The organism is Pseudophaeobacter profundi, from assembly GCF_029697505.1.
Lineage (GTDB): Bacteria > Pseudomonadota > Alphaproteobacteria > Rhodobacterales > Rhodobacteraceae > Pseudophaeobacter > Pseudophaeobacter profundi.
The window spans coordinates 73,126-91,122 of record NZ_JARJEF010000013.1; the positions used below are offsets into that span (position 1 = coordinate 73,126).

Below are 17,997 nucleotides of genomic sequence, written 5' to 3' on the forward strand. Positions count from 1 at the left end.
ATAAAAAACCCGGCCACAGGCCGGGTTTTCCATTTCTGCGGTGATGCAGGCCTTAGCTGATCGCGGCGGCTTTTACGTCGTCGTCGATATAGGGCAGGTATTGTTCAAAGTTGTCCGAGAACATCTGCACCAGCTTGGCAGCCTGTTTGTCATAGGCGGCCTGATCGTCCCAGGTGCGGCGGGGGTCCAGCAGGACTTCGGCAACGCCGGGCGCCGAGACTGGCACGTCAAAGCCAAAGTTGCTGTCCTTGCGGAATTCAACCTCGGCCAGGGTGCCTTCAAGCGCGGCCGTCAGCAGCCCACGGGTGGCACGGATCGGCATCCGCGAGCCAACGCCATAGGCCCCACCGGTCCAGCCGGTATTCACCAGCCAGCAGGTGGCACCGTGTTGTGCGATCTTCTCACGCAGCAGATTGCCATAAACCTCGGGGCGGCGTGGCATGAACGGCGCACCAAAGCAGGTAGAGAAAGTCGGCTCTGGCTCGGTCACGCCGCGTTCGGTGCCAGCCACCTTGGAGGTGAAACCAGATAGGAAGTGATACATCGCCTGCGCCGGGGTCAGGCGGGCAATGGGGGGCAGCACGCCAAAGGCATCACAGGTCAGCATGATGATGTTCTTGGGGTGGCCACCAAGCGCGGTGCTCGAAGCATTGGAGATATAGTGCAGCGGATAGGCGCAGCGCATGTTGGCGGTCAGGCTGTCGTCTTCAAAATCCAGCTCTTTGGTCTCGGGGTCGAAAACCATGTTTTCGATCACGGTGCCAAATTTGGAGGTGGTCGCGTAGATCTCTGGCTCGGCCTCTGGGTTGAGGCTGATGGTCTTGGCGTAGCAGCCGCCTTCAAAGTTGAAGGTGCCCGTGTCGGCCCAGCCATGTTCGTCATCGCCGATCAACACGCGATCGGGGTCGGCCGACAGGGTGGTCTTGCCGGTGCCGGACAGGCCAAAGAACACGGCTGTATCAACCGGGTTGTCTTTGGCGTGGTTGGCAGAACAGTGCATCGGCATGATGCCTTTTTCCGGCAGCAGATAGTTCAGCAGGGTGAAGACGGATTTCTTGTTCTCGCCGGCATATTCGGTGCCACCGATCAGGATGAGCTTGCGATCAAAGTTCATCGCGATCACGGTTTCCGACCGGCAATCGTGGCGCTTGGGATCGGCCTGAAAGCTGGGGCAGTTGATGACGGTGAAATCGGCAACAAAATCATTCAGGTCTTCGCGCTCGGGGCGACGCAGCATGGTGCGGATGAACAGCCCGTGCCAGGCCAGTTCGGTGACCATGCGCACATTGATCGAATGTTTGGCATCGGCACCGCCAACCAGATCCTGCACGTGGTAGTCGCCACCCTTCATATGCTCCAGCATATCGACATAGAGATTGTCAAAGCCTTCGGGCGACATCTCGGCGTTGTTTTCCCACCAGATGGTATCAACGACGCTGTCAGATTTTACGACGTGTTTATCCTTGGGGGAACGGCCGGTGAACTTGCCGGTGGTCACAAGGAACGCGCCGCCCTTGCCCAGAGTGCCTTCGTCGCGCTTTAGAGCGGCCTCAACCAGGGCGGGCTCCATGAGGTTGTAATGGACATTGCCCAGACCCTCGATACCTTGATCCTCGAGGCGGAAATTCGGGTTAACCCGTCCAGATGCCATGTGTTCTCTCTCCTGTGGCGGCTGCGCCCAGCCGCATACATTAAAAGCTGCGCCCCAAGGCAAATCGGGGCAAAAACGCCGGTGGCGATACCGGTTGAACGGGTCATAACATGAGGTTTCTGTGACTGAACAGGACGGTTTGGCGCAGTTAGCGCCATCAAGGCGGAGTTTAGCGCAACCATTCCTGACGATGCCCAGTCGCCGGTCGCCGTTCAGCGGATGATAAGACATTTTTGCCCTAATTGTGCCCAAAGATCGCCCCGATTCGCCAATGGGGATTGATTCGCTCTGCCAGACGGGCGATGAAGGATGAAAAATTCAGGCGATATAAAGAGCAGATTTAGGGGCAGATCCGATGTCGAAGATTGCTTTGGTGGATGATGACCGCAACATTTTGACCTCTGTGGCGATGACGCTAGAGGCCGAAGGGTTTGAGGTCGAGACCTACAATGACGGGCAGGCCGCGCTGGATGCCTTTAACAAGAAGCTGCCGGATATGGCGGTGCTTGATATAAAAATGCCGCGTATGGATGGCATGGACCTGTTGCAGCGGCTGCGCCAGAAAACCCAGATGCCGGTGATCTTTCTCACCTCCAAGGATGATGAAATCGACGAGGTGCTTGGTCTGCGCATGGGGGCGGATGACTACGTCAAGAAACCCTTTTCACAGCGTCTGCTGGTGGAACGCATTCGTACCCTGCTGCGGCGTCAAGATGCGCTCAAGAGTGACGAAGCTGGCACGGAAGCACCGGAAACCAAGGTCATGGACCGTGGTGATCTTCGGATGGATCCGCTGCGCCACGCGGTGAGTTGGAAGGGCAAGGATGTTTCGCTGACTGTGACCGAGTTCCTGTTGCTGCAGGCGCTGGCTCAGCGCCCCGGGTTCGTCAAAAGCCGGGATCAACTGATGGATGTGGCCTATGACGATCAGGTCTATGTGGATGACCGCACCATTGATAGCCACATCAAACGGCTGCGTAAAAAGATGCGCACGGCGGATGGCGATTTTGCGGCGATCGAGACCCTCTATGGGATCGGCTATCGCTACAATGAAGAATAGGGCCAGCGGCCCCATCCAGGGAGGCGTGCAGCAATGCGTGACACTGGTCTGACAGGACGTCAGCAAGATGGCGATGTAGTTCTGGGCGACGATTGGGTCTCGCCGGATCAGACTGTTGCGGCGGAAATGCAGGTGAAGCGGGCGCGCCGGGGCTTTTTCTCGCTGAAGGGATCGCCGCTGACACGCAAGATCATCACCTTCAACCTGATTGCCCTGATCATTCTGGTCGCAGGGATCCTGTATCTCAATTCTTCACGCCAAAGCCTGGTCAAGCAGCGCGCAGGTGCGCTGGTGGCCGAGGTCTCGTTGATCGCGGATGTGTTTGAAGCAGTGCTGCCTTCCTCTGGGGCGGTCAGCCTGACAACCGGAGACGGCATCGACGTTGAACAGACGCTGACAGCCTTGACCCTGCGCGGCGGGGTAGAGGCCTTTGTCTTTGATACCTCTGGCGTGCTGGTGGCTCAGGTCACTGGGGTCAACCGCCCCGATACACTGAATTCGTTGAACGAGGGCGCAAAGAGCCGCACCCTGATCTCCGATAATCTTTCGGCGCTGTGGTCGGCGATTGGTTCGGTGTTTCAATCGCAACCCTCTGAGACTGCGCAAACGCAACCAATGCAGGATCAGTTGCGCCAACAGGCGCAACAATCCTTGTCCGGCACCGCAAAGATCAACGTGGTGGTAGATACGAGCGGAGGGACCATCTTTTCCGCCGTGGCCCCAATCCTGAGCAATGGAACGGCGATCGGCGCGGTGGCGCTGGCTTCGCCAGCAGGTGAAATCGATGCGCTGGTGCGCGGCGAGCGTGAGCGGGTCTTGCAGATCTTCATCATCGCTCTGCTGGTCTCTATCGGGCTGAGCCTGGTGCTGGCCTCGACCATTGCCAATCCATTGGCTGATCTGGCTGAAGCGGCAGAACTGGGGCGTGACCGCGATGCGCGGCGGGCCCAGTCAGGTCGGATCCGCATTCCAGATCTATCCGCCCGCCCCGACGAAATCGGCCGGTTGAGCCGGGCGCTGCGTGGCATGGTCAAGGCGCTGTACAGCCGGATCGACAGCAACGAACAATTTGCCGCAGATGTCGCGCATGAGATCAAGAACCCGCTGGCCAGCCTGCAATCGGCGGTGGGCACCCTGCGGATGGTCAAACGGGATGATCAGCGCGAAAAGCTGCTGGAGGTCATTGAACATGACGTGCGCCGACTGGATCGCCTGGTCAGCGATATCTCCAATGCCTCACGTCTGGATGCCGAACTGGTGAAAGAGGAAGAGGAAGAATTCGACCTGCTGCAGATGCTGACCAACCTGAACCAGTATCTGGGCGAGGATGCCCGTGCCAAGCGGATCGACTATATCACCGACCTGCCGCAGCGCCCGGTGATGATCCAGGGGCTGGAGGCGCGTCTGGCACAGGTCTTTGTCAATCTGATCACCAATGCGATTTCGTTCTGCGAAGAAGGGGATGCCATCCGGGTCTGGGCGCGCCGCCGCGACAACCGGGTTCTGATTGTGGTCGAAGACACCGGCCCCGGCATCCCCGAACAGGCGCTGGCAAAGATCTTCAAGCGCTTCTACTCGCAACGCCCGGATGAGCATTTTGGCAATAACTCCGGCCTTGGGTTGGCGATTTCCAAGCAGATTGTCGAAGCACATGGCGGTGTGGTCTGGGCAGAAAATATTCGCCCCACCGAAGCCGATATCACGTCACAACCGCTGGGGGCGCGATTTGTTGTTGGTCTGCCCGTCTGATCCGTGAGCGCGGAACAGCCCGCCCGCCTGACCCTGCATGCCAGCTGTGTGGCGCTTGCAGGGCGCGGAGTTTTGATCCGGGGCGCATCGGGCTGTGGAAAATCCGCCCTGGCGTTGCAGTTGATGGGCTATGGCGCCGATCTGGTGGCAGATGACCGTGTGCAGCTCTGGCAAGAAAAGGGGCTGGTCCTGGCTCGTGCCCCTGTAGCGCTGCGTGGCATGATAGAGGCGCGCGGCTTTGGTATCCTGCGTGCTGAGGCACTGCCGCAGGCGGAGATCTGTGCGATCGTAGATCTTGATCATCTGGAAGAGGCACGCCTGCCGGTTCAGCGGTTTGAAAGAGTTTTGGGCCAGGATATAGTGGTGTTTCACCGGCTGGAGGGCGCCTATTTTGCCGCCGCCTTGCTGCAATACCTCAAATCCGGAGTGCTGGACCCTGATGCAAAGCCTGAATAGCCTCTCTCGCTGGAAACGGTGGCGTTTGTTCACTTTGACCTGGTTGCCAAATGTGGAGCCTTGCAATGTCTGACACCAAGGCCACCCCGATTGTTCTGGTGACCGGTCCTTCGGGCGCCGGGCGTACAACTGCGATCAATGTGCTGGAAGACCTTGGCTTTGAGGCCATCGACAACCTGCCACTGCGGCTGTTGCCGGGGCTTGTCTCAGCTGCGGGAGGCGGGGGGCCCATGGCGCTGGGGCTGGACAGCCGCAACCGGGATTTCTCTCCGGCGGCGCTGCTGGATGTCATTGATATGCTGGAGGCACGCGAAGGCTGCGAATTGTCGGTTCTCTATCTGGATGCGCGCCCCGAAGTATTGCTGCGGCGCTATTCAGAAACCCGTCGCCGCCACCCGCTGGCCCCGGCGGAAACCCCCGAGGTGGGGGTGCACCGAGAGCTGAACCTGATGTCTTCGATCCGGGACAGGGCCAGTCTGGTCTTGGAAACCTCGGATATGAATGTGCATCAGCTGAAGGCGGAAATCGAACATCTCTTTGTGCCGGGTGGACGCAAACTGGCGGTGTCGATCCAGAGCTTTTCCTATAAGCGCGGGGTACCGCGCAGCATCGATATGGCCTTTGATTGCCGCTTTCTGGGTAATCCCTATTGGGTGCCCGAACTGCGTGAGTTGGACGGGCGCGATGTGGCGGTGCAGGCCCATGTCCGGGCTGATGCGCGCTATGATGGTTTTTTCGCGCGGGTGCTTGATCTGGTGCAGTTTCTGTTGCCGGCCTACCGGGAAGAGGGGAAATCGCACCTGTCGATCGCCTTTGGCTGTACCGGTGGTCAGCATCGCTCTGTCACCTTGGCAGAAAGCCTTGCGAAAGCCCTTGCAGAAGATGGCCAGCAGGTGTCAATTAGACACCGCGAGCTGCAAGGCTAGCGGGGAAACGGAGTTGCAGGATTGATCGGCATTGTGATCGTTGCGCATGGTGGGCTGGCCAAAGAATACTTGGCGGCGGTCGAGCATGTGGTGGGCCCACAGCCCAATCTTATGGCGATTGCCATCGGGCCGGATGACGACCGTGAAGACAAGCAATGCGAAATCTGCGCCGCAGCTGACAAGGTTGATAGCGGCGATGGGGTGGTGATTGTCACTGATCTTTATGGTGGATCCCCGTCGAATCTCAGCCTGCGCGCCTGCGCGCCAATCAACCGGCGTATTTTGTACGGTGCAAACCTGCCCCTCTTGATCAAACTGGCCAAATCCCGCCATCTTGCGGTGGGGCAGGCGGTGCGCCAGGCCATGGAAGCGGGACGCAAGTATATTAACTCTCAAAACATAAATCCCGAAGGGGAGCAGGCGCGTTAAATGACCTTGAAGACATTGAAAATCGTGAACGAAAAAGGGCTGCATGCCCGCGCCTCTGCAAAGCTGGTTGAGGTCGTCGAGGGCTTCGATGCCGCAGCCGAGATTTCAAAGGACGGTCTGTCAGCGTCGGGAGATAGCATTATGGGGCTTTTGATGTTGGCAGCCTCGAAAGGAACGACTATTGACGTCGAGACTTCGGGGCCGGATGCTTGCGCCCTTGCTGAAGCGGTGGAAGCCCTAGTGGCGGACAAATTCGGCGAAGGCTTTTAGTCTCGACCCCTTCGAACTGACGGGAATGGCACAGTGGCGGATACCGCACATGAGCAGAACACCGGCCAAACGCCGGAGACCGAAGACAGCACTGGCGAGGTCTATGACCGCCGCACCCTGACCTATGCCAATTCTTTTGATGACCGCTGGACCGCCCTGGCGATCAAGGCGATCGAGTGGATGACCGGCAAGCTGACCATCCTGCGTATGGTCAAGAAGTTTGAGCGCCAGAATGCCGAATACCGCGGCCAGAAATTCTGGCGTGGCGCTTTGAATATCATGGGCATCAACCTGATGACCCCGGAAGAGCAGATCAACCGTATCCCGCAGGATGGCCCGGTGGTGATTGTTGCCAACCATCCGCACGGTATGGTGGATGGGATGATCTTTGCCGATCTGATTGGCCGGGTGCGGCAGGATTACCGAATCCTGACACGCTCTGTCCTGACTGGTCTGGATGAGGCTGCGACCTCTTTCATGATCCCGGTGCCTTTCCCACATGATCCCGATGCGCAGCGCAAAATGGTTGAGATGCGCGCCAAGACCATGACCCATCTGAAAGAGGGCGGGGTGGTGGCGCTGTTTCCATCCGGGGTGGTTATGTCATCCAAAACCTGGTTCGGCCCCCCGGTCGAGCAGGAATGGAACGTCTTTACTGCCCAGCTGATCCGGCGATCCGGTGCCCGTGTGGTGCCGATCTTCTTTCCTGGCCGCAACTCTCGCAGCTATCAGATCGCCAATAAGATTTCGCCGATCCTGCGCCAAGGGCTGCTGCTGCATGAAATCGTGCGCTCTTGCAACAAGCCACAGGCACCTGTTGTGGGCGCGCCGCTGACCGACGAGCAGATGGCCCAGCTGCACAGTGATCCGCGTGGCTTTATGGCCTGGCTGCGGGCCCATACCCTGGCCCTGGGCGAGAAGAGCGGGTCGTGATGGCGGTACGCCCGGTATGAGCGGTCAGGCTGACAGGTTTTGTCGGCTGCGGCAGGTCAGCTTCTGAGTCACCAAAGCAGCAGCCCCAGAGCCCTCATTGCCTGTTCCCTGCCTGACAGCGCCTCTGCCATGTCACAAGCAAAATAGCGGTTTCCACACCGCAAGCGGCGCGGAGCCTCCGCGATTTGGCTGGTGCCCTGTCCTGGCCGCCGTCTTGCCGTGATCAGGCGATGAGGGCTCCGAAGCAGCGGCGCGGGGGAGCCTTAGCGGGTGGGGACGGGGGTTTCGCCGCGATAGTCGTAAAACCCGCGTTGGGTTTTGCGGCCCAGCCAGCCGGCCTCAACATATTTGGTCAAGAGCGGGCATGGGCGGTATTTGGTATCCGCGAGGCCTTCGTGCAGCACATTCATGATGGCCAGGCAGGTGTCCAGGCCAATGAAATCGGCCAGTTCAAGCGGTCCCATTGGGTGGTTGGCGCCCAGTTTCATGGATTCATCAATGGATTTGACCGAGCCGACGCCTTCATAGAGGGTATAGACCGCTTCGTTGATCATCGGCATCAGGATGCGGTTGACGATGAAGGCGGGGAAGTCTTCGGCGCTGGCAGAGGTCTTGCCGAGCCGTTCAACCACCTGGCGGCAGCTTTCAAAGGTTTCTTCATCGGTGGCAATGCCGCGGATCAATTCGACCAGCTGCATCACCGGCACCGGGTTCATAAAGTGGAACCCCATGAAGCGTTCCGGCCGGTCGGTGCGGCTGGCCAGGCGGGTGATCGAGATCGAGGAGGTGTTAGAGGTGAGAATCGTATGCGGCTGAAGGTGCGGCTGCAGATCCTCAAAGATCGCCTGCTTGACAGTTTCACGTTCGGTTGCCGCTTCGATCACAAGATCAGTGGCACCGATATCGGCCAGCGCCAGGGTGGTGGTGATGCGGGCCAATGCGTCGCTGACCTCTGCCTCGGCGATTTTGCCACGGCTGGCCTGACGCGCCATGTTTTTGTGAATTGCGCTGATTGCGGCATCCAAAGATTGCTGACTAATGTCATTCAAAACAACGTCATAGCCCGCAAGCGCCATGACATGCGCGATGCCATTGCCCATCTGGCCTGCGCCGATGATGCCAATCTTTTTGATGTCCATGTCTCGGGCTCCTCGTTTGCCTGCGCTGCAACCTTATCGGTGGCTTTGGGGCAGATACAAGGCTCGTCGTTCTGAATTTTAGGTGAAATTTAGGTTTAGGGAAATTGCAATCCTTCACCGCCAAAGTGATCTTCGGGTGAATTATAAGGTGGGACCATGAGCTATGAACTCAAGAGCGCCAATGCGCTTGCAGGGGGAACGTGCTGTTATGCCGGATCGCGGCTGCCGGTACGAGGCCCCAAAAGAGATTTAACGCGTCCATACTTTGCATTTCTCGGCGGAACCGAGATGTTTGGGCGCTTCGTAAAAACCCCTTTTTCTGATGTCAGCGAATCCTTGATAGAGGTGCCCTGTGTCAATATTGCGGCGGTGAATGCGGGGTTGGATACTTTTGCCAGTGATGCGGCGGTTCTGAAGGTTGCGCGGCAGGCGCGGGTTGCGGTGGTGCAGCTGATGGGAGCGCAGAATATCTCTAACCGGTATTACCGGGTGCACCCCCGGCGAAATGACCGTTTTTTGCAGGCGCAGCCTGATCTGAAGGCGCTGTTCCCCGAAGTGGATTATACCGAGTTCCACTTTAACAAACATTTGCTGACAACGCTGCAGGCCCTGTCCGAAGAGCGGTTTGATGACGTGCGCCGTCACCTGCAAGAGACCTGGGTTATCAAGATGCAAAAGGTGATCGAGGCGCTGGAGGGGCGGGTTTTGATGCTCTGGTTGACCTATGATCTGCAGGGGCGGTCTGCCTTCAGTTATGAGCCGACTTTGGTCGAGCGCAGCATGGTGAAAGCCTTGCAAGCCCGTACCAAGGGTTTGGTCGAAGTGTCGGTGACCCCGGCTGGGCGGGTGGATGATCTTGAGGGGATGCAGTTGGGAGAGCTAGATTTACCTGCAGCGCAGCATGTGCTGGGCCCCAAAGAGCACGCTCGCATTGGCTGTGCCCTGGCAGAGGCATTGCAGGGCCTGTCCTGATCGCTGGGCGTGCGGTGCCTGGATCTGGCGCTGCCATATAAAAACGGGGCCCGCGATATTCGCGCGCCCCGTTCTGCATTTTGTGGCCTTGTGTGGCGTGTGGATTAGCCGAGTTTTTCGGTCAGCTCAGGCACGGCTGCAAAGAGGTCGGCAACTAGGCCAAAGTCGGCAACCTGGAAGATTGGCGCTTCTTCGTCCTTGTTGATCGCCACGATCACCTTGGAGTCTTTCATGCCGGCCAGGTGCTGGATCGCGCCAGAGATGCCGATGGCAATATAGAGATCCGGAGCGACGACCTTACCGGTCTGGCCAACTTGCCAGTCGTTGGGGGCATAGCCGGAATCAACCGCCGCACGCGAGGCACCAACCGCCGCGCCCAGCTTGTCTGCCAGGCCTTCGATCAGTTTGAAGTCATCTTCGGAGCCAACGCCGCGACCACCAGAAACAACCACACCAGCCGAGGTCAGCTCGGGGCGATCGCTTGCGGCAACCTTGTCTTCGATCCATTCGGACAGGCCGGGGTTTTCGGCGGCACCGATGGTTTCAACTGCGGCAGAGCCACCGTCGCCAGCTGCGTCAAATGTCGCGGTGCGGAAAGAAATTACTTTCTTTGCATCCGAGGATTTGACAGTCTGGATTGCGTTGCCTGCATAGATGGGGCGTTCAAAGGTGGAGCCGTCAACAACAGCTGTCACATCCGAGATCACCATGACGTCCAGCAGCGCGGCCACGCGGGGCAGCACGTTTTTGGCGTCGGTGGTGGCGGGGGCAACGATGTGCTCATAGTCACCAGCCAGCGAGACGATCAGCGCCGCTGTGGGTTCCGCCAGGCGGTGGCCCAGGGATGCATCTTCAGCGACCAGAACCTTGGCAACACCAGCGATTTTGGCGGCTTCGGCACCAGCTGCGGCGGCAGAGGCACCAGCGGCTAGAACAGTCACGTCGCCCAGAGCTGCGGCAGCGGTCACAGCCTTTGCGGTTGCGTCCAGCGCGAGGGCGCCATCGGTGACTTCAGCAAGGAGAAGAACAGCCATTACACAGCCCCCGCTTCTTTGAGTTTCTCGACCAGCTCGTCAACCGAACCAACCATGATACCGGCGGCACGCGCCGCTGGTTCGGAGGTGGAGACCACTTCCAGGCGTGGCGTGGTATCGACGCCGTAATCCGCAGCGGTCTTTTCCGCCATCGGCTTTTTCTTTGCCTTCATGATGTTGGGCAGCGACGCATAGCGTGGCTCGTTCAGGCGCAGGTCAACGGTAACGATGGCAGGCATCTTTACCGAAATGGTCTGCAGGCCACCGTCAACTTCACGGGTCACTTTGGCGGTGTCGCCGTCGATGTCCAGCTCAGAGGCAAAGGTGCCCTGCGACCAGCCCAGAAGGGCGGACAGCATCTGACCAGTGGCGTTCATGTCGTTGTCGATCGCCTGCTTGCCGGCAAGCACGATGCCTGGCTGCTCTTCTTCCACAACCTTGGCCAGGATCTTGGCAACGGCGAGGGGTTCGATATCGGTGTGAACATCCTCTGCTGCAACAACCAGGATGGCGCGGTCTGCGCCCATAGCCAGCGCGGTGCGCAGGGTTTCCTGGGCTTGTTTCACGCCGATGGAAACAGCGACGACTTCATCAGCCTTGCCTGCTTCCTTGAGGCGAATGGCCTCTTCGACAGCGATTTCGTCGAAGGGATTCATCGACATTTTGACGTTGGCGAGATCGACACCGCTTCCGTCCGCTTTGACGCGGACTTTCACGTTATAGTCAATCACGCGTTTGACAGGCACGAGTACCTTCATTTGCGTTCTCTCCTTAACAAACGGCATACCGCCAAGACGGCTGCCCTCTCTGCTCTCGCGCTGTTGATACCGGGTCAGTCCGGGGCACAACAGGGGAAAATCGTCACGTTGTCCTTCGCAGACGTCGCGTTTGGCTTTTTGTCACGACAATCTTGCAAGAATGTTGCGCGATCTCTGCGGTGGATTTCGCTGGGTGCAACACCTGGCTGGTGGCTTGCTCCGGTGTGACGGGGGCCGGAACAAGGATTTCGTAGGGCCGAATCGCGGCCCTGTCGATAGGGGAGTGCCGGGGGTGACGCCGCGACGCAGCATGTGACGCTGGGTGCTTTTGCCCGCATTGGGGGATAGCGCCCTCTGGACGGTCTTGTGGCTTAGCGGTTGGCGCCAGGCACCCAGAGCACATCTTTGGCGCCATTGTCATTGGCTTTGCGCGAGGCGACAAAAAACCAATCAGACAGCCGGTTTAGATAGGTTACCGCCACCTGGTTGATGGACTGAACGCCCGCCAGATCGGTTGCCAGCCGTTCTGCCCGTCGGGCCACGGTACGGCAGACATGCAGATGTGCCGCCAGCGCGCTGCCGCCAGGCAGGACAAAGCTGCGCAGGCTGGCCAGATCCGCGTTCATCGCATCGATTTCGGCCTCAAGCCGGTCGACCTGCGCCTGCACCACCCGCAGCGGCGGGTAGTCGGCTTCGGCATCTTTTTCCATCTCGGGGCGGCAAAGATCGGCGCCCAGATCAAACAGATCGTTCTGAATGCGCGACAGGGCGGCATCCATCTCGCCCTCGGCCTCTAGCCGGGCGACGCCGATAAAGGCGTTCAATTCATCCGAAGTGCCATAGGCGTTGACGCGCGGATCGTGCTTGGCCACGCGGGTCCCATTGCCAAGCGCGGTGTCGCCCTTGTCGCCGGTGCGGGTGTAGATCTTGTTCAGAACCACCATGATTTCAGGCCTCTTGTGATCGCTGTGGGTTATTGGCCGGCTTGGCCGCGCAGATAGACATAGGTCACCAAAAGCACCACGGCAATAAACTGAAAGAACAGTCGCAGCCGCATCAGCTTGTTGCCGTATTTCTTGCTGATATCGCCGCCCTTGCCAAAACTGCCAAGCCCGAGAAGCAGAACCACCACCACGGCCGCCATGGCCAGTATTGCCAGTAGATAAAGTGGGTCACCCATGTGATCTCTCTTTCGTATTTACCTGATATCGGTCTAGCCGTTGCCGCCAGGATTGGCGACAGCGAATTGCCTATCTGAGCCTTCTCAGGATGCGGTCAATTGCCCGGGTCGTCAGGACACGGCGCAGCAGACCGGCCATATGGGTGGGGGTCGTCACATGGTAGCGCGGCCGGGGGCGGGATGATTCGCAGGCCAGGATCAGCTTGGCAGTCACCGCCGAGGCCGGCAGTTCAAAGCGATCCGGCCCGGAGCTTTCATAGAGCCGCTTTTGCAGGTTCTGTTCGTAAAAGGGCCGCAGGGCAGAGTTGCGCCAATCTACGTAGCGTTCAAAATGGGGTATCGAATTCTCGCGGAACTTTGAGGTGATCGGCCCCGGCTCTATCAGCACTACCTTGATATCGGTGTCCATAAGTTCCACCCGCAGCGTATCTGTCAGCCCTTCCAGGGCGTATTTGGTAGCCACATATGCGCCGCGCCAGGGCATCGCGACAAAACCCAGGATGGAAGAGTTCTGCACAATGCGCCCATGGCCCTGTGCCCGCATCACCGGGAGCACCTGCCGGGTCAGCTCGTGCCAGCCGAAGACGTTGCTTTCAAAGATATCGCGCAGCGCCTCGGTTGGCAGGTCTTCGACCGCGCCGGCCAGGCCGTGGGCACCGTTGTTGAACAGGACATCCAGCGTGCCACCGGTTGCCTGCAGCACCTCGGCCAGGCCCTGGGCGATGCTGTCTGTATCAGTGTAGTCAATGCGCGGGCTGTCAAAGCCTTCGGCGCGTAGGTGGTCGCAGTCCTGCGCCTGACGACAAGAGGCAAAGACCTTCCAGCCGCGATCCCTCATGCCACGGGCCGCGTCCAGGCCGATGCCAGAAGAGCAGCCGGTGATCAGAATTGTTTTTTGCATCATGCGACCCTGCAATAGAAACCCCCAAGGCAATTGCCGGGGCTGTTTACAGGGTTATGAAGCTTTCTTGCTGACCAGGGAAGCGGCAACCCAACCGATCTTGTTGCCTTTTTGCGTGCGCAGATGCAGCCAGCCGGTGCCGCTGTCTTCTATCACCAGGACCTTATCCCCGGCCAGCAGGCGGCCCATCACCGGATAGATCGTTCCTGGACCCTGGCGCATATTCACCCGCGAGGCCCGTATTTGGCGAATATCGAGATAGGCCTCGGGGGGCGGGGCGGGTTGTTGCGCCGCACTGTTGGAAAAGCGGGTGTTCAGCGTCATGCCCTGACGATTCTGACCCGATGTCATGGCGACCAGCCCGCCCTGGATACCGCCCTGGGCCGCGTCCATATGCAGCAGGCCAGTTTCGGCAGTGGCGGCAAAGGCGCTGCTGGAGCTTTGCAGGCTGGTGCCAGAGGCGGCGATCTTGGCCAGAGCGATGGCCTGGCGCTGTTCGGGGTCTGCCTGGGGCCGGGCTGGTGTGGTCGCAGCGCGCGCAGCGGTGGCGGTGGCGGTGGGCATGGGCTGGTGTCGCGCCGCAGCGACCACCAGTTCAGCCGCGCGCAGCCTGGCAGGGCGCTGGAATTTATCGTCCAAAGCGGCCTGGCTGCCAGAGGCGACTTCACGGCTATGAGGGGGATCTGCGTCCGGGCGTTCGGGGGGCGCAAAATCGCTGCCGCCACTGATTTCGTAAAAAGCCAGGCCCAAAAAAGCAAAAGACACAATAACAAAGCGCGACATAGCGCATCCCCCTGGATAAACTTCAAAGGCTGCATGGGTTGGTGGCGGGCCCAAATCGCTTGGAACTCGGAGCGCGGGCATGGGCCGCTGCGGCAGTGCTAAGACCGCCTGACCCTAGGCAGGTTTGATTAATGTAGTACGAATATCATCAAGGCACAGGCCCAACACAGGGGAGACTGCTTCGGCTTCTCCCCCTTGGCGCTTTGTGATGTGCTGGTCAAAGGGCTTGGCCGCGATGAAGCGGTGGCAAGGACGGGCCGCACAGTGGGCAACATAGCAGGGGCCAACATAAAAGAGTGGCGCTGTCGCCAAGGCGGTGGATAAAAGTGAACCACCGCTTTACCGCGCCGGGTGGGCAAAGTATCACCAAGGGATGAACGACACCGTAGATAATACCGATGCCCCTCAGCCGCAGAACGGCGAGATCCTGGAACCCCTGCGCCGCGCCATCGGCGAGCGCTACCTGACCTATGCGCTGAGCACCATCATGCACCGGGCCCTGCCCGATGCACGTGACGGGCTGAAACCTGTGCACCGGCGGATCCTCTACGCCATGAGCCGCCTGCGGCTCAGCTCCTCGGGCGGGTTTTTGAAATCGGCCAAGATTTCGGGCGATACCATGGGGGATTTCCACCCGCATGGGGATGCGGCGATCTATGATGCCATGGCCCGCCTGGCGCAGGATTTCAACGTGCGCTACCCGCTCGTTGACGGCCAGGGCAACTTTGGCAATATCGACGGCGATAACCCGGCGGCCTCGCGCTATACAGAGGCGCGCATGACCTTCGTCGCCGAGGCCATGCTGGACGGCCTGTCAGAGGATGCTGTTGATTTTCGCGACAACTACGATGGTCGCCTGACGGAACCTGCGGTTCTGCCTGCGACCTTTCCGAACATTCTGGCGAATGGCGCGGCGGGTATCGCTGTGGGCATGGCGACCAATATTCCGCCGCATAACATCGTCGAGCTTGTCGATGCCTGTATCCACCTGATCAAGTCACCCGGAGCCGATGATGATACGCTGCTGAAACATGTGCCGGGGCCGGATTTCCCCACCGGTGGCATCATTGTTGAACCGCGTGATAACATCGCCAAGGCCTATCGCACCGGGCGCGGCTCCTTCCGATTGCGCTGTAGCCATGAGGTCGAAGACCTGGGCCGCGGCCAGTGGCAGATTGTCATCACCGAAATTCCCTATCAGGTGCAGAAATCCAAGCTGATCGAAAAGATCGCCGAGTTGATCCAGACCAAGAAGGTGCCGATTCTTGCGGATGTGCGCGATGAATCCGCTGATGATATCCGCGTCATTCTGGAGCCAAAGTCAAAGAACGTCGATCCAGACGTTTTGATGAACATGATGTTCCGCAATTCGGATCTTGAGGTCAGGTTCAGCCTGAACATGAATGTTCTGATCGACGGGGTCACGCCCAAGGTCTGTTCGATGAAAGAGGTGCTGCGCGCCTTCCTCGATCATCGCCGCGATGTGCTTCAGCGTCGCTCGCAGCACCGTATGGCCAAGATCGATCACCGGCTGGAAGTGCTGGATGGTTTTATCATTGCCTTCCTCAATCTGGATCGGGTGATCGACATCATCCGCTATGACGAAGACCCAAAGGCCGCGCTGATGCGGGAAAACTGGGCTCTGGATCATCCGCGTGCCTATGATGAAGCCGACTATGTCTCGCCCAAGGCTGGCACCGGAGAGCTGAGCGAAGTCCAGGCCGAAGCGATTCTCAACATGCGGCTGCGGTCGTTGCGTCGCCTTGAAGAGGTGGAACTGACCCGTGAACGCGATGCGCTGCGCGATGAACGCGCCGGACTGGTCGAGCTGTTGGCCTCGGATGATCTGCAATGGAGCCAGATCACCGATCAGTTGCGCGCCACCAAAAAGCAATTTGGCAAGGATTATGTTGGCGGCGCCCGCCGCTCCCGCTTTGCCGAGGCGGGCGAAGTCGAAGAGGTGCCGCTGGAGGCGATGATCGACCGCGAGCCCATCACCGTGGTCTGCAGTCAAATGGGCTGGGTGCGGGCGATGACGGGGCATATCGATCTGACGCGCGAGCTGAAGTTCAAGGATGGCGATGGTCCGCGCTTTGTCTTCCACGCGGAAACCACCGACCGGCTGCTGGTCTTCGGTAGCAACGGCCGGTTCTACACCATCAGCGCCGCCAATCTGCCCGGTGGCCGCGGCATGGGCGAACCCCTGCGCCTGATGGTCGATCTGCCCAACGAAGTCGAAATTGTTGATATCCTGATCCACAACCCCGAGGGGCGCCTGCTGGTGGCCTCTTCTGCGGGGAATGGTTTCATCTGCGCCGAAACAGATATCGTTGCCCAGACCCGTGGCGGCAAGCAGGTGCTGAACGTCAAGGATGACGACCGCGCCCAGGTCTGCATCCCGGTCACCGGCGATCATGTGGCGATCGTATCTGAAAACGGCAAGTTCCTGGTCTTCTCTGTCGAAGAGATGCCAGAGCTTACCCGTGGCAAAGGCGTGCGGCTGCAAAAGTACAATATGGCACGCGGCAAGCAGGGCTCTCTGGAACTGGACGGTGGCCTTAGCGATATCACCACCTTCAACTGGGAAGAAGGAATTTCCTGGGAGATGGGCGGTGGCAAGACCCGGCATGAAACCGATCTGAGCCAATGGTTGGGCAAGCGGGCCGGGGTCGGCAAACGTCCGCCTCATGGCTTCCCGCGCAACTATAAATTCAAGTGAACTGGGGCTTTAGCCACCTTCACCGCTCTTATTCGCACCTGTTTTCTGTGACGGATCCGCCACCGAATGGCACGACGGCCGCCTTATCGGTTTACCGGTTGGGCGGCTTTGGTTTATCTGATCCGAGTTTACCCCTGTTGCCCTACTTGATGAGGCCTTTCTGAATGTTTCGAACTCTTGCTCTTCTGGCCTCGATGGTCCTGCTGGCGGCCTGTGAAGAAACCCAACTTGATGAGGCCAAGGAGGATCTTGGCGATTTCAATATGCGGGTTTCCTTTGTCTACACTGACAAGGCGCTGCAATGGCCCCTGTCGCGTTCGGCAGAACCGTCGGAGTGGAACGAGCCTATCGAGCGTGCGCTTGAGGCCCGGTTGGGGCGCTACGATGGCGCTGGAAAATATGACGTGGCGGTCACGCTTGAAGGCTATTTGCTGGCCACCGGCGGTATCCCGGTTCTGGTCAATCCCAAGAGCGCAGCCGTGGTGAATGTCTTTGTCTATGATGTCACCACCAAGAGCTATCTGGTCCGCGAGCACCAGATGCAGATCTTTGAGGATACCACGGGCGAAAGCGCCATTATCGGTTCTGGCTATAGCCGCACCAAGGCAGAGCAGATTGATGGGCTGGCGCTCAAGATTGTCGATGGCCTGGAAGAGTATATGGCAGAGCAACATGCTGAAAACGGATGGTTTGACGGTGCCTCTGCTGCGGTGGCAGCAGAGCCGGATGCGGCGGCGCCAGCCCCCTCCGACCTCGCCCCCGTGGCTGAGTGAGAGTTTGTTGGCCAAAGATAGCCAAAAGCAGCTATGTCAAGCAGGAACGGCTTGATTTTGGTTTCTAAATCAAATATGCGGCGCGCGCAGAGGAAATCTTTGGGTCGGTTGTCGGCCCTCTCTTTCAAAAGGGCGCCTACAGAATGGCTAAGGAAAAGTTTGAACGTAATAAGCCGCACGTCAACATCGGCACCATCGGCCACGTTGACCACGGTAAAACCACTCTGACCGCAGCGATCACCAAATATTTTGGTGACTTCAAAG

19 protein-coding genes are annotated in these 17,997 nt (G+C 59.0%); 11 read left to right on the plus strand and 8 right to left on the minus strand.

Annotation, left to right across the window (positions count from 1 at the left end; translation table 11 throughout):
• Positions 1 to 52: 52 nt before the first annotated feature.
• Positions 53 to 1,651: a phosphoenolpyruvate carboxykinase gene (locus tag P2081_RS17495; protein WP_278924153.1), complete on the minus strand. Its 1,599-nt coding sequence runs from the start codon at positions 1,649 to 1,651 to the stop codon at positions 53 to 55.
• 355 nt (positions 1,652 to 2,006) lie between these two features.
• On the opposite strand from P2081_RS17495, the gene P2081_RS17500 reads away from it, so the two are divergent.
• The 7 genes from P2081_RS17500 (at position 2,007) to P2081_RS17530 (ending at position 7,474) form a co-directional block, all read left to right on the plus strand.
• Positions 2,007 to 2,711, plus strand: coding sequence for a response regulator transcription factor (locus tag P2081_RS17500; protein WP_278924154.1), 705 nt, complete (start codon positions 2,007 to 2,009; stop codon positions 2,709 to 2,711).
• Between the two features lie 33 nt (positions 2,712 to 2,744).
• On the plus strand, positions 2,745 to 4,460 hold the full coding sequence (locus P2081_RS17505) for a sensor histidine kinase (protein ID WP_278924155.1): 1,716 nt from the start codon (positions 2,745 to 2,747) through the stop codon (positions 4,458 to 4,460).
• A 3-nt stretch (positions 4,461 to 4,463) separates the two neighbouring features.
• Entirely contained in the window at positions 4,464 to 4,916 is a 453-nt protein-coding gene (locus tag P2081_RS17510; RefSeq protein ID WP_278924156.1) for an HPr kinase/phosphorylase, read from the plus strand.
• A 65-nt stretch (positions 4,917 to 4,981) separates the two neighbouring features.
• Positions 4,982 to 5,842, plus strand: coding sequence for an RNase adapter RapZ (gene rapZ / locus P2081_RS17515; RefSeq protein ID WP_278924157.1), 861 nt, complete (start codon positions 4,982 to 4,984; stop codon positions 5,840 to 5,842).
• Between the two features lie 21 nt (positions 5,843 to 5,863).
• Positions 5,864 to 6,271, plus strand: coding sequence for a PTS sugar transporter subunit IIA (locus tag P2081_RS17520; protein WP_278924158.1), 408 nt, complete (start codon positions 5,864 to 5,866; stop codon positions 6,269 to 6,271).
• On the plus strand, positions 6,272 to 6,541 hold the full coding sequence (locus P2081_RS17525; RefSeq protein ID WP_278924159.1) for an HPr family phosphocarrier protein: 270 nt from the start codon (positions 6,272 to 6,274) through the stop codon (positions 6,539 to 6,541).
• A gap of 33 nt (positions 6,542 to 6,574) precedes the next feature.
• Positions 6,575 to 7,474, plus strand: a complete 900-nt coding sequence (locus P2081_RS17530) for a lysophospholipid acyltransferase family protein (RefSeq protein ID WP_278924160.1) — start codon at positions 6,575 to 6,577, stop codon at positions 7,472 to 7,474.
• A gap of 263 nt (positions 7,475 to 7,737) precedes the next feature.
• Here the strand turns inward: P2081_RS17530 and P2081_RS17535 are convergent, their stop codons facing one another.
• Positions 7,738 to 8,613: a 3-hydroxybutyryl-CoA dehydrogenase gene (locus tag P2081_RS17535; RefSeq protein ID WP_278924161.1), complete on the minus strand. Its 876-nt coding sequence runs from the start codon at positions 8,611 to 8,613 to the stop codon at positions 7,738 to 7,740.
• A 156-nt stretch (positions 8,614 to 8,769) separates the two neighbouring features.
• On the opposite strand from P2081_RS17535, the gene P2081_RS17540 reads away from it, so the two are divergent.
• Positions 8,770 to 9,585: a DUF6473 family protein gene (locus tag P2081_RS17540; RefSeq protein WP_278924162.1), complete on the plus strand. Its 816-nt coding sequence runs from the start codon at positions 8,770 to 8,772 to the stop codon at positions 9,583 to 9,585.
• Between the two features lie 104 nt (positions 9,586 to 9,689).
• On the opposite strand, the gene P2081_RS17545 is transcribed toward P2081_RS17540, so the two are convergent.
• From P2081_RS17545 to P2081_RS17570, 6 genes are all read right to left on the minus strand, one after another.
• The gene (locus P2081_RS17545; RefSeq protein ID WP_278924163.1) at positions 9,690 to 10,619 is read right to left on the minus strand and encodes an electron transfer flavoprotein subunit alpha/FixB family protein; all 930 of its coding nucleotides are present in this window, start codon (positions 10,617 to 10,619) and stop codon (positions 9,690 to 9,692) included.
• Positions 10,619 to 11,377, minus strand: coding sequence for an electron transfer flavoprotein subunit beta/FixA family protein (locus P2081_RS17550; protein WP_278924164.1), 759 nt, complete (start codon positions 11,375 to 11,377; stop codon positions 10,619 to 10,621). The genes P2081_RS17545 and P2081_RS17550 overlap by 1 nt, the downstream gene beginning before the upstream one ends.
• Before the next feature lie 371 nt (positions 11,378 to 11,748).
• A complete protein-coding gene (locus tag P2081_RS17555) occupies positions 11,749 to 12,321 on the minus strand; it encodes a cob(I)yrinic acid a,c-diamide adenosyltransferase (RefSeq protein WP_278924165.1) in 573 nt (190 codons plus the stop codon).
• 29 nt (positions 12,322 to 12,350) lie between these two features.
• Positions 12,351 to 12,557, minus strand: a complete 207-nt coding sequence (locus tag P2081_RS17560) for a twin transmembrane helix small protein (RefSeq protein ID WP_278924166.1) — start codon at positions 12,555 to 12,557, stop codon at positions 12,351 to 12,353.
• A 70-nt stretch (positions 12,558 to 12,627) separates the two neighbouring features.
• Complete coding sequence (locus P2081_RS17565; RefSeq protein WP_278924175.1) at positions 12,628 to 13,458, minus strand: SDR family NAD(P)-dependent oxidoreductase; 831 nt, start codon at positions 13,456 to 13,458, stop codon at positions 12,628 to 12,630.
• A gap of 54 nt (positions 13,459 to 13,512) precedes the next feature.
• Positions 13,513 to 14,241, minus strand: coding sequence for an SH3 domain-containing protein (locus tag P2081_RS17570; protein WP_278924167.1), 729 nt, complete (start codon positions 14,239 to 14,241; stop codon positions 13,513 to 13,515).
• A 373-nt stretch (positions 14,242 to 14,614) separates the two neighbouring features.
• Here P2081_RS17570 and P2081_RS17575 point away from each other — a divergent pair, with 373 nt between their 5' ends.
• The 3 genes from P2081_RS17575 to P2081_RS17585 all read left to right on the plus strand — a co-directional run.
• On the plus strand, positions 14,615 to 16,960 hold the full coding sequence (locus tag P2081_RS17575; RefSeq protein WP_278924168.1) for a DNA topoisomerase IV subunit A: 2,346 nt from the start codon (positions 14,615 to 14,617) through the stop codon (positions 16,958 to 16,960).
• Between the two features lie 164 nt (positions 16,961 to 17,124).
• Entirely contained in the window at positions 17,125 to 17,733 is a 609-nt protein-coding gene (locus P2081_RS17580) for a hypothetical protein (protein WP_278924169.1), read from the plus strand.
• Positions 17,734 to 17,876: 143 nt separating this feature from the next.
• A partial coding sequence (locus P2081_RS17585; protein ID WP_278924176.1) for a GTP-binding protein occupies positions 17,877 to 17,997 on the plus strand: 121 nt, incomplete at its 3' end.

Coding starts and splice junctions, on each gene's coding strand:
- P2081_RS17555 (WP_278924165.1), bottom strand. CDS start 12,321: ATGGTGGTTCTGAACAAGATCTACACCCGCACCGGCGACAAGGGCGAC.
- P2081_RS17505 (WP_278924155.1), top strand. CDS start 2,745: ATGCGTGACACTGGTCTGACAGGACGTCAGCAAGATGGCGATGTAGTT.
- P2081_RS17535 (WP_278924161.1), bottom strand. CDS start 8,613: ATGGACATCAAAAAGATTGGCATCATCGGCGCAGGCCAGATGGGCAAT.
- P2081_RS17525 (WP_278924159.1), top strand. CDS start 6,272: ATGACCTTGAAGACATTGAAAATCGTGAACGAAAAAGGGCTGCATGCC.
- P2081_RS17495 (WP_278924153.1), bottom strand. CDS start 1,651: ATGGCATCTGGACGGGTTAACCCGAATTTCCGCCTCGAGGATCAAGGT.
- P2081_RS17565 (WP_278924175.1), bottom strand. CDS start 13,458: ATGCAAAAAACAATTCTGATCACCGGCTGCTCTTCTGGCATCGGCCTG.
- P2081_RS17580 (WP_278924169.1), top strand. CDS start 17,125: ATGTTTCGAACTCTTGCTCTTCTGGCCTCGATGGTCCTGCTGGCGGCC.
- P2081_RS17540 (WP_278924162.1), top strand. CDS start 8,770: ATGAGCTATGAACTCAAGAGCGCCAATGCGCTTGCAGGGGGAACGTGC.
- P2081_RS17560 (WP_278924166.1), bottom strand. CDS start 12,557: ATGGGTGACCCACTTTATCTACTGGCAATACTGGCCATGGCGGCCGTG.
- P2081_RS17575 (WP_278924168.1), top strand. CDS start 14,615: ATGAACGACACCGTAGATAATACCGATGCCCCTCAGCCGCAGAACGGC.
- rapZ (WP_278924157.1), top strand. CDS start 4,982: ATGTCTGACACCAAGGCCACCCCGATTGTTCTGGTGACCGGTCCTTCG.
- P2081_RS17550 (WP_278924164.1), bottom strand. CDS start 11,377: ATGAAGGTACTCGTGCCTGTCAAACGCGTGATTGACTATAACGTGAAA.
- P2081_RS17545 (WP_278924163.1), bottom strand. CDS start 10,619: ATGGCTGTTCTTCTCCTTGCTGAAGTCACCGATGGCGCCCTCGCGCTG.
- P2081_RS17500 (WP_278924154.1), top strand. CDS start 2,007: ATGTCGAAGATTGCTTTGGTGGATGATGACCGCAACATTTTGACCTCT.
- P2081_RS17570 (WP_278924167.1), bottom strand. CDS start 14,241: ATGTCGCGCTTTGTTATTGTGTCTTTTGCTTTTTTGGGCCTGGCTTTT.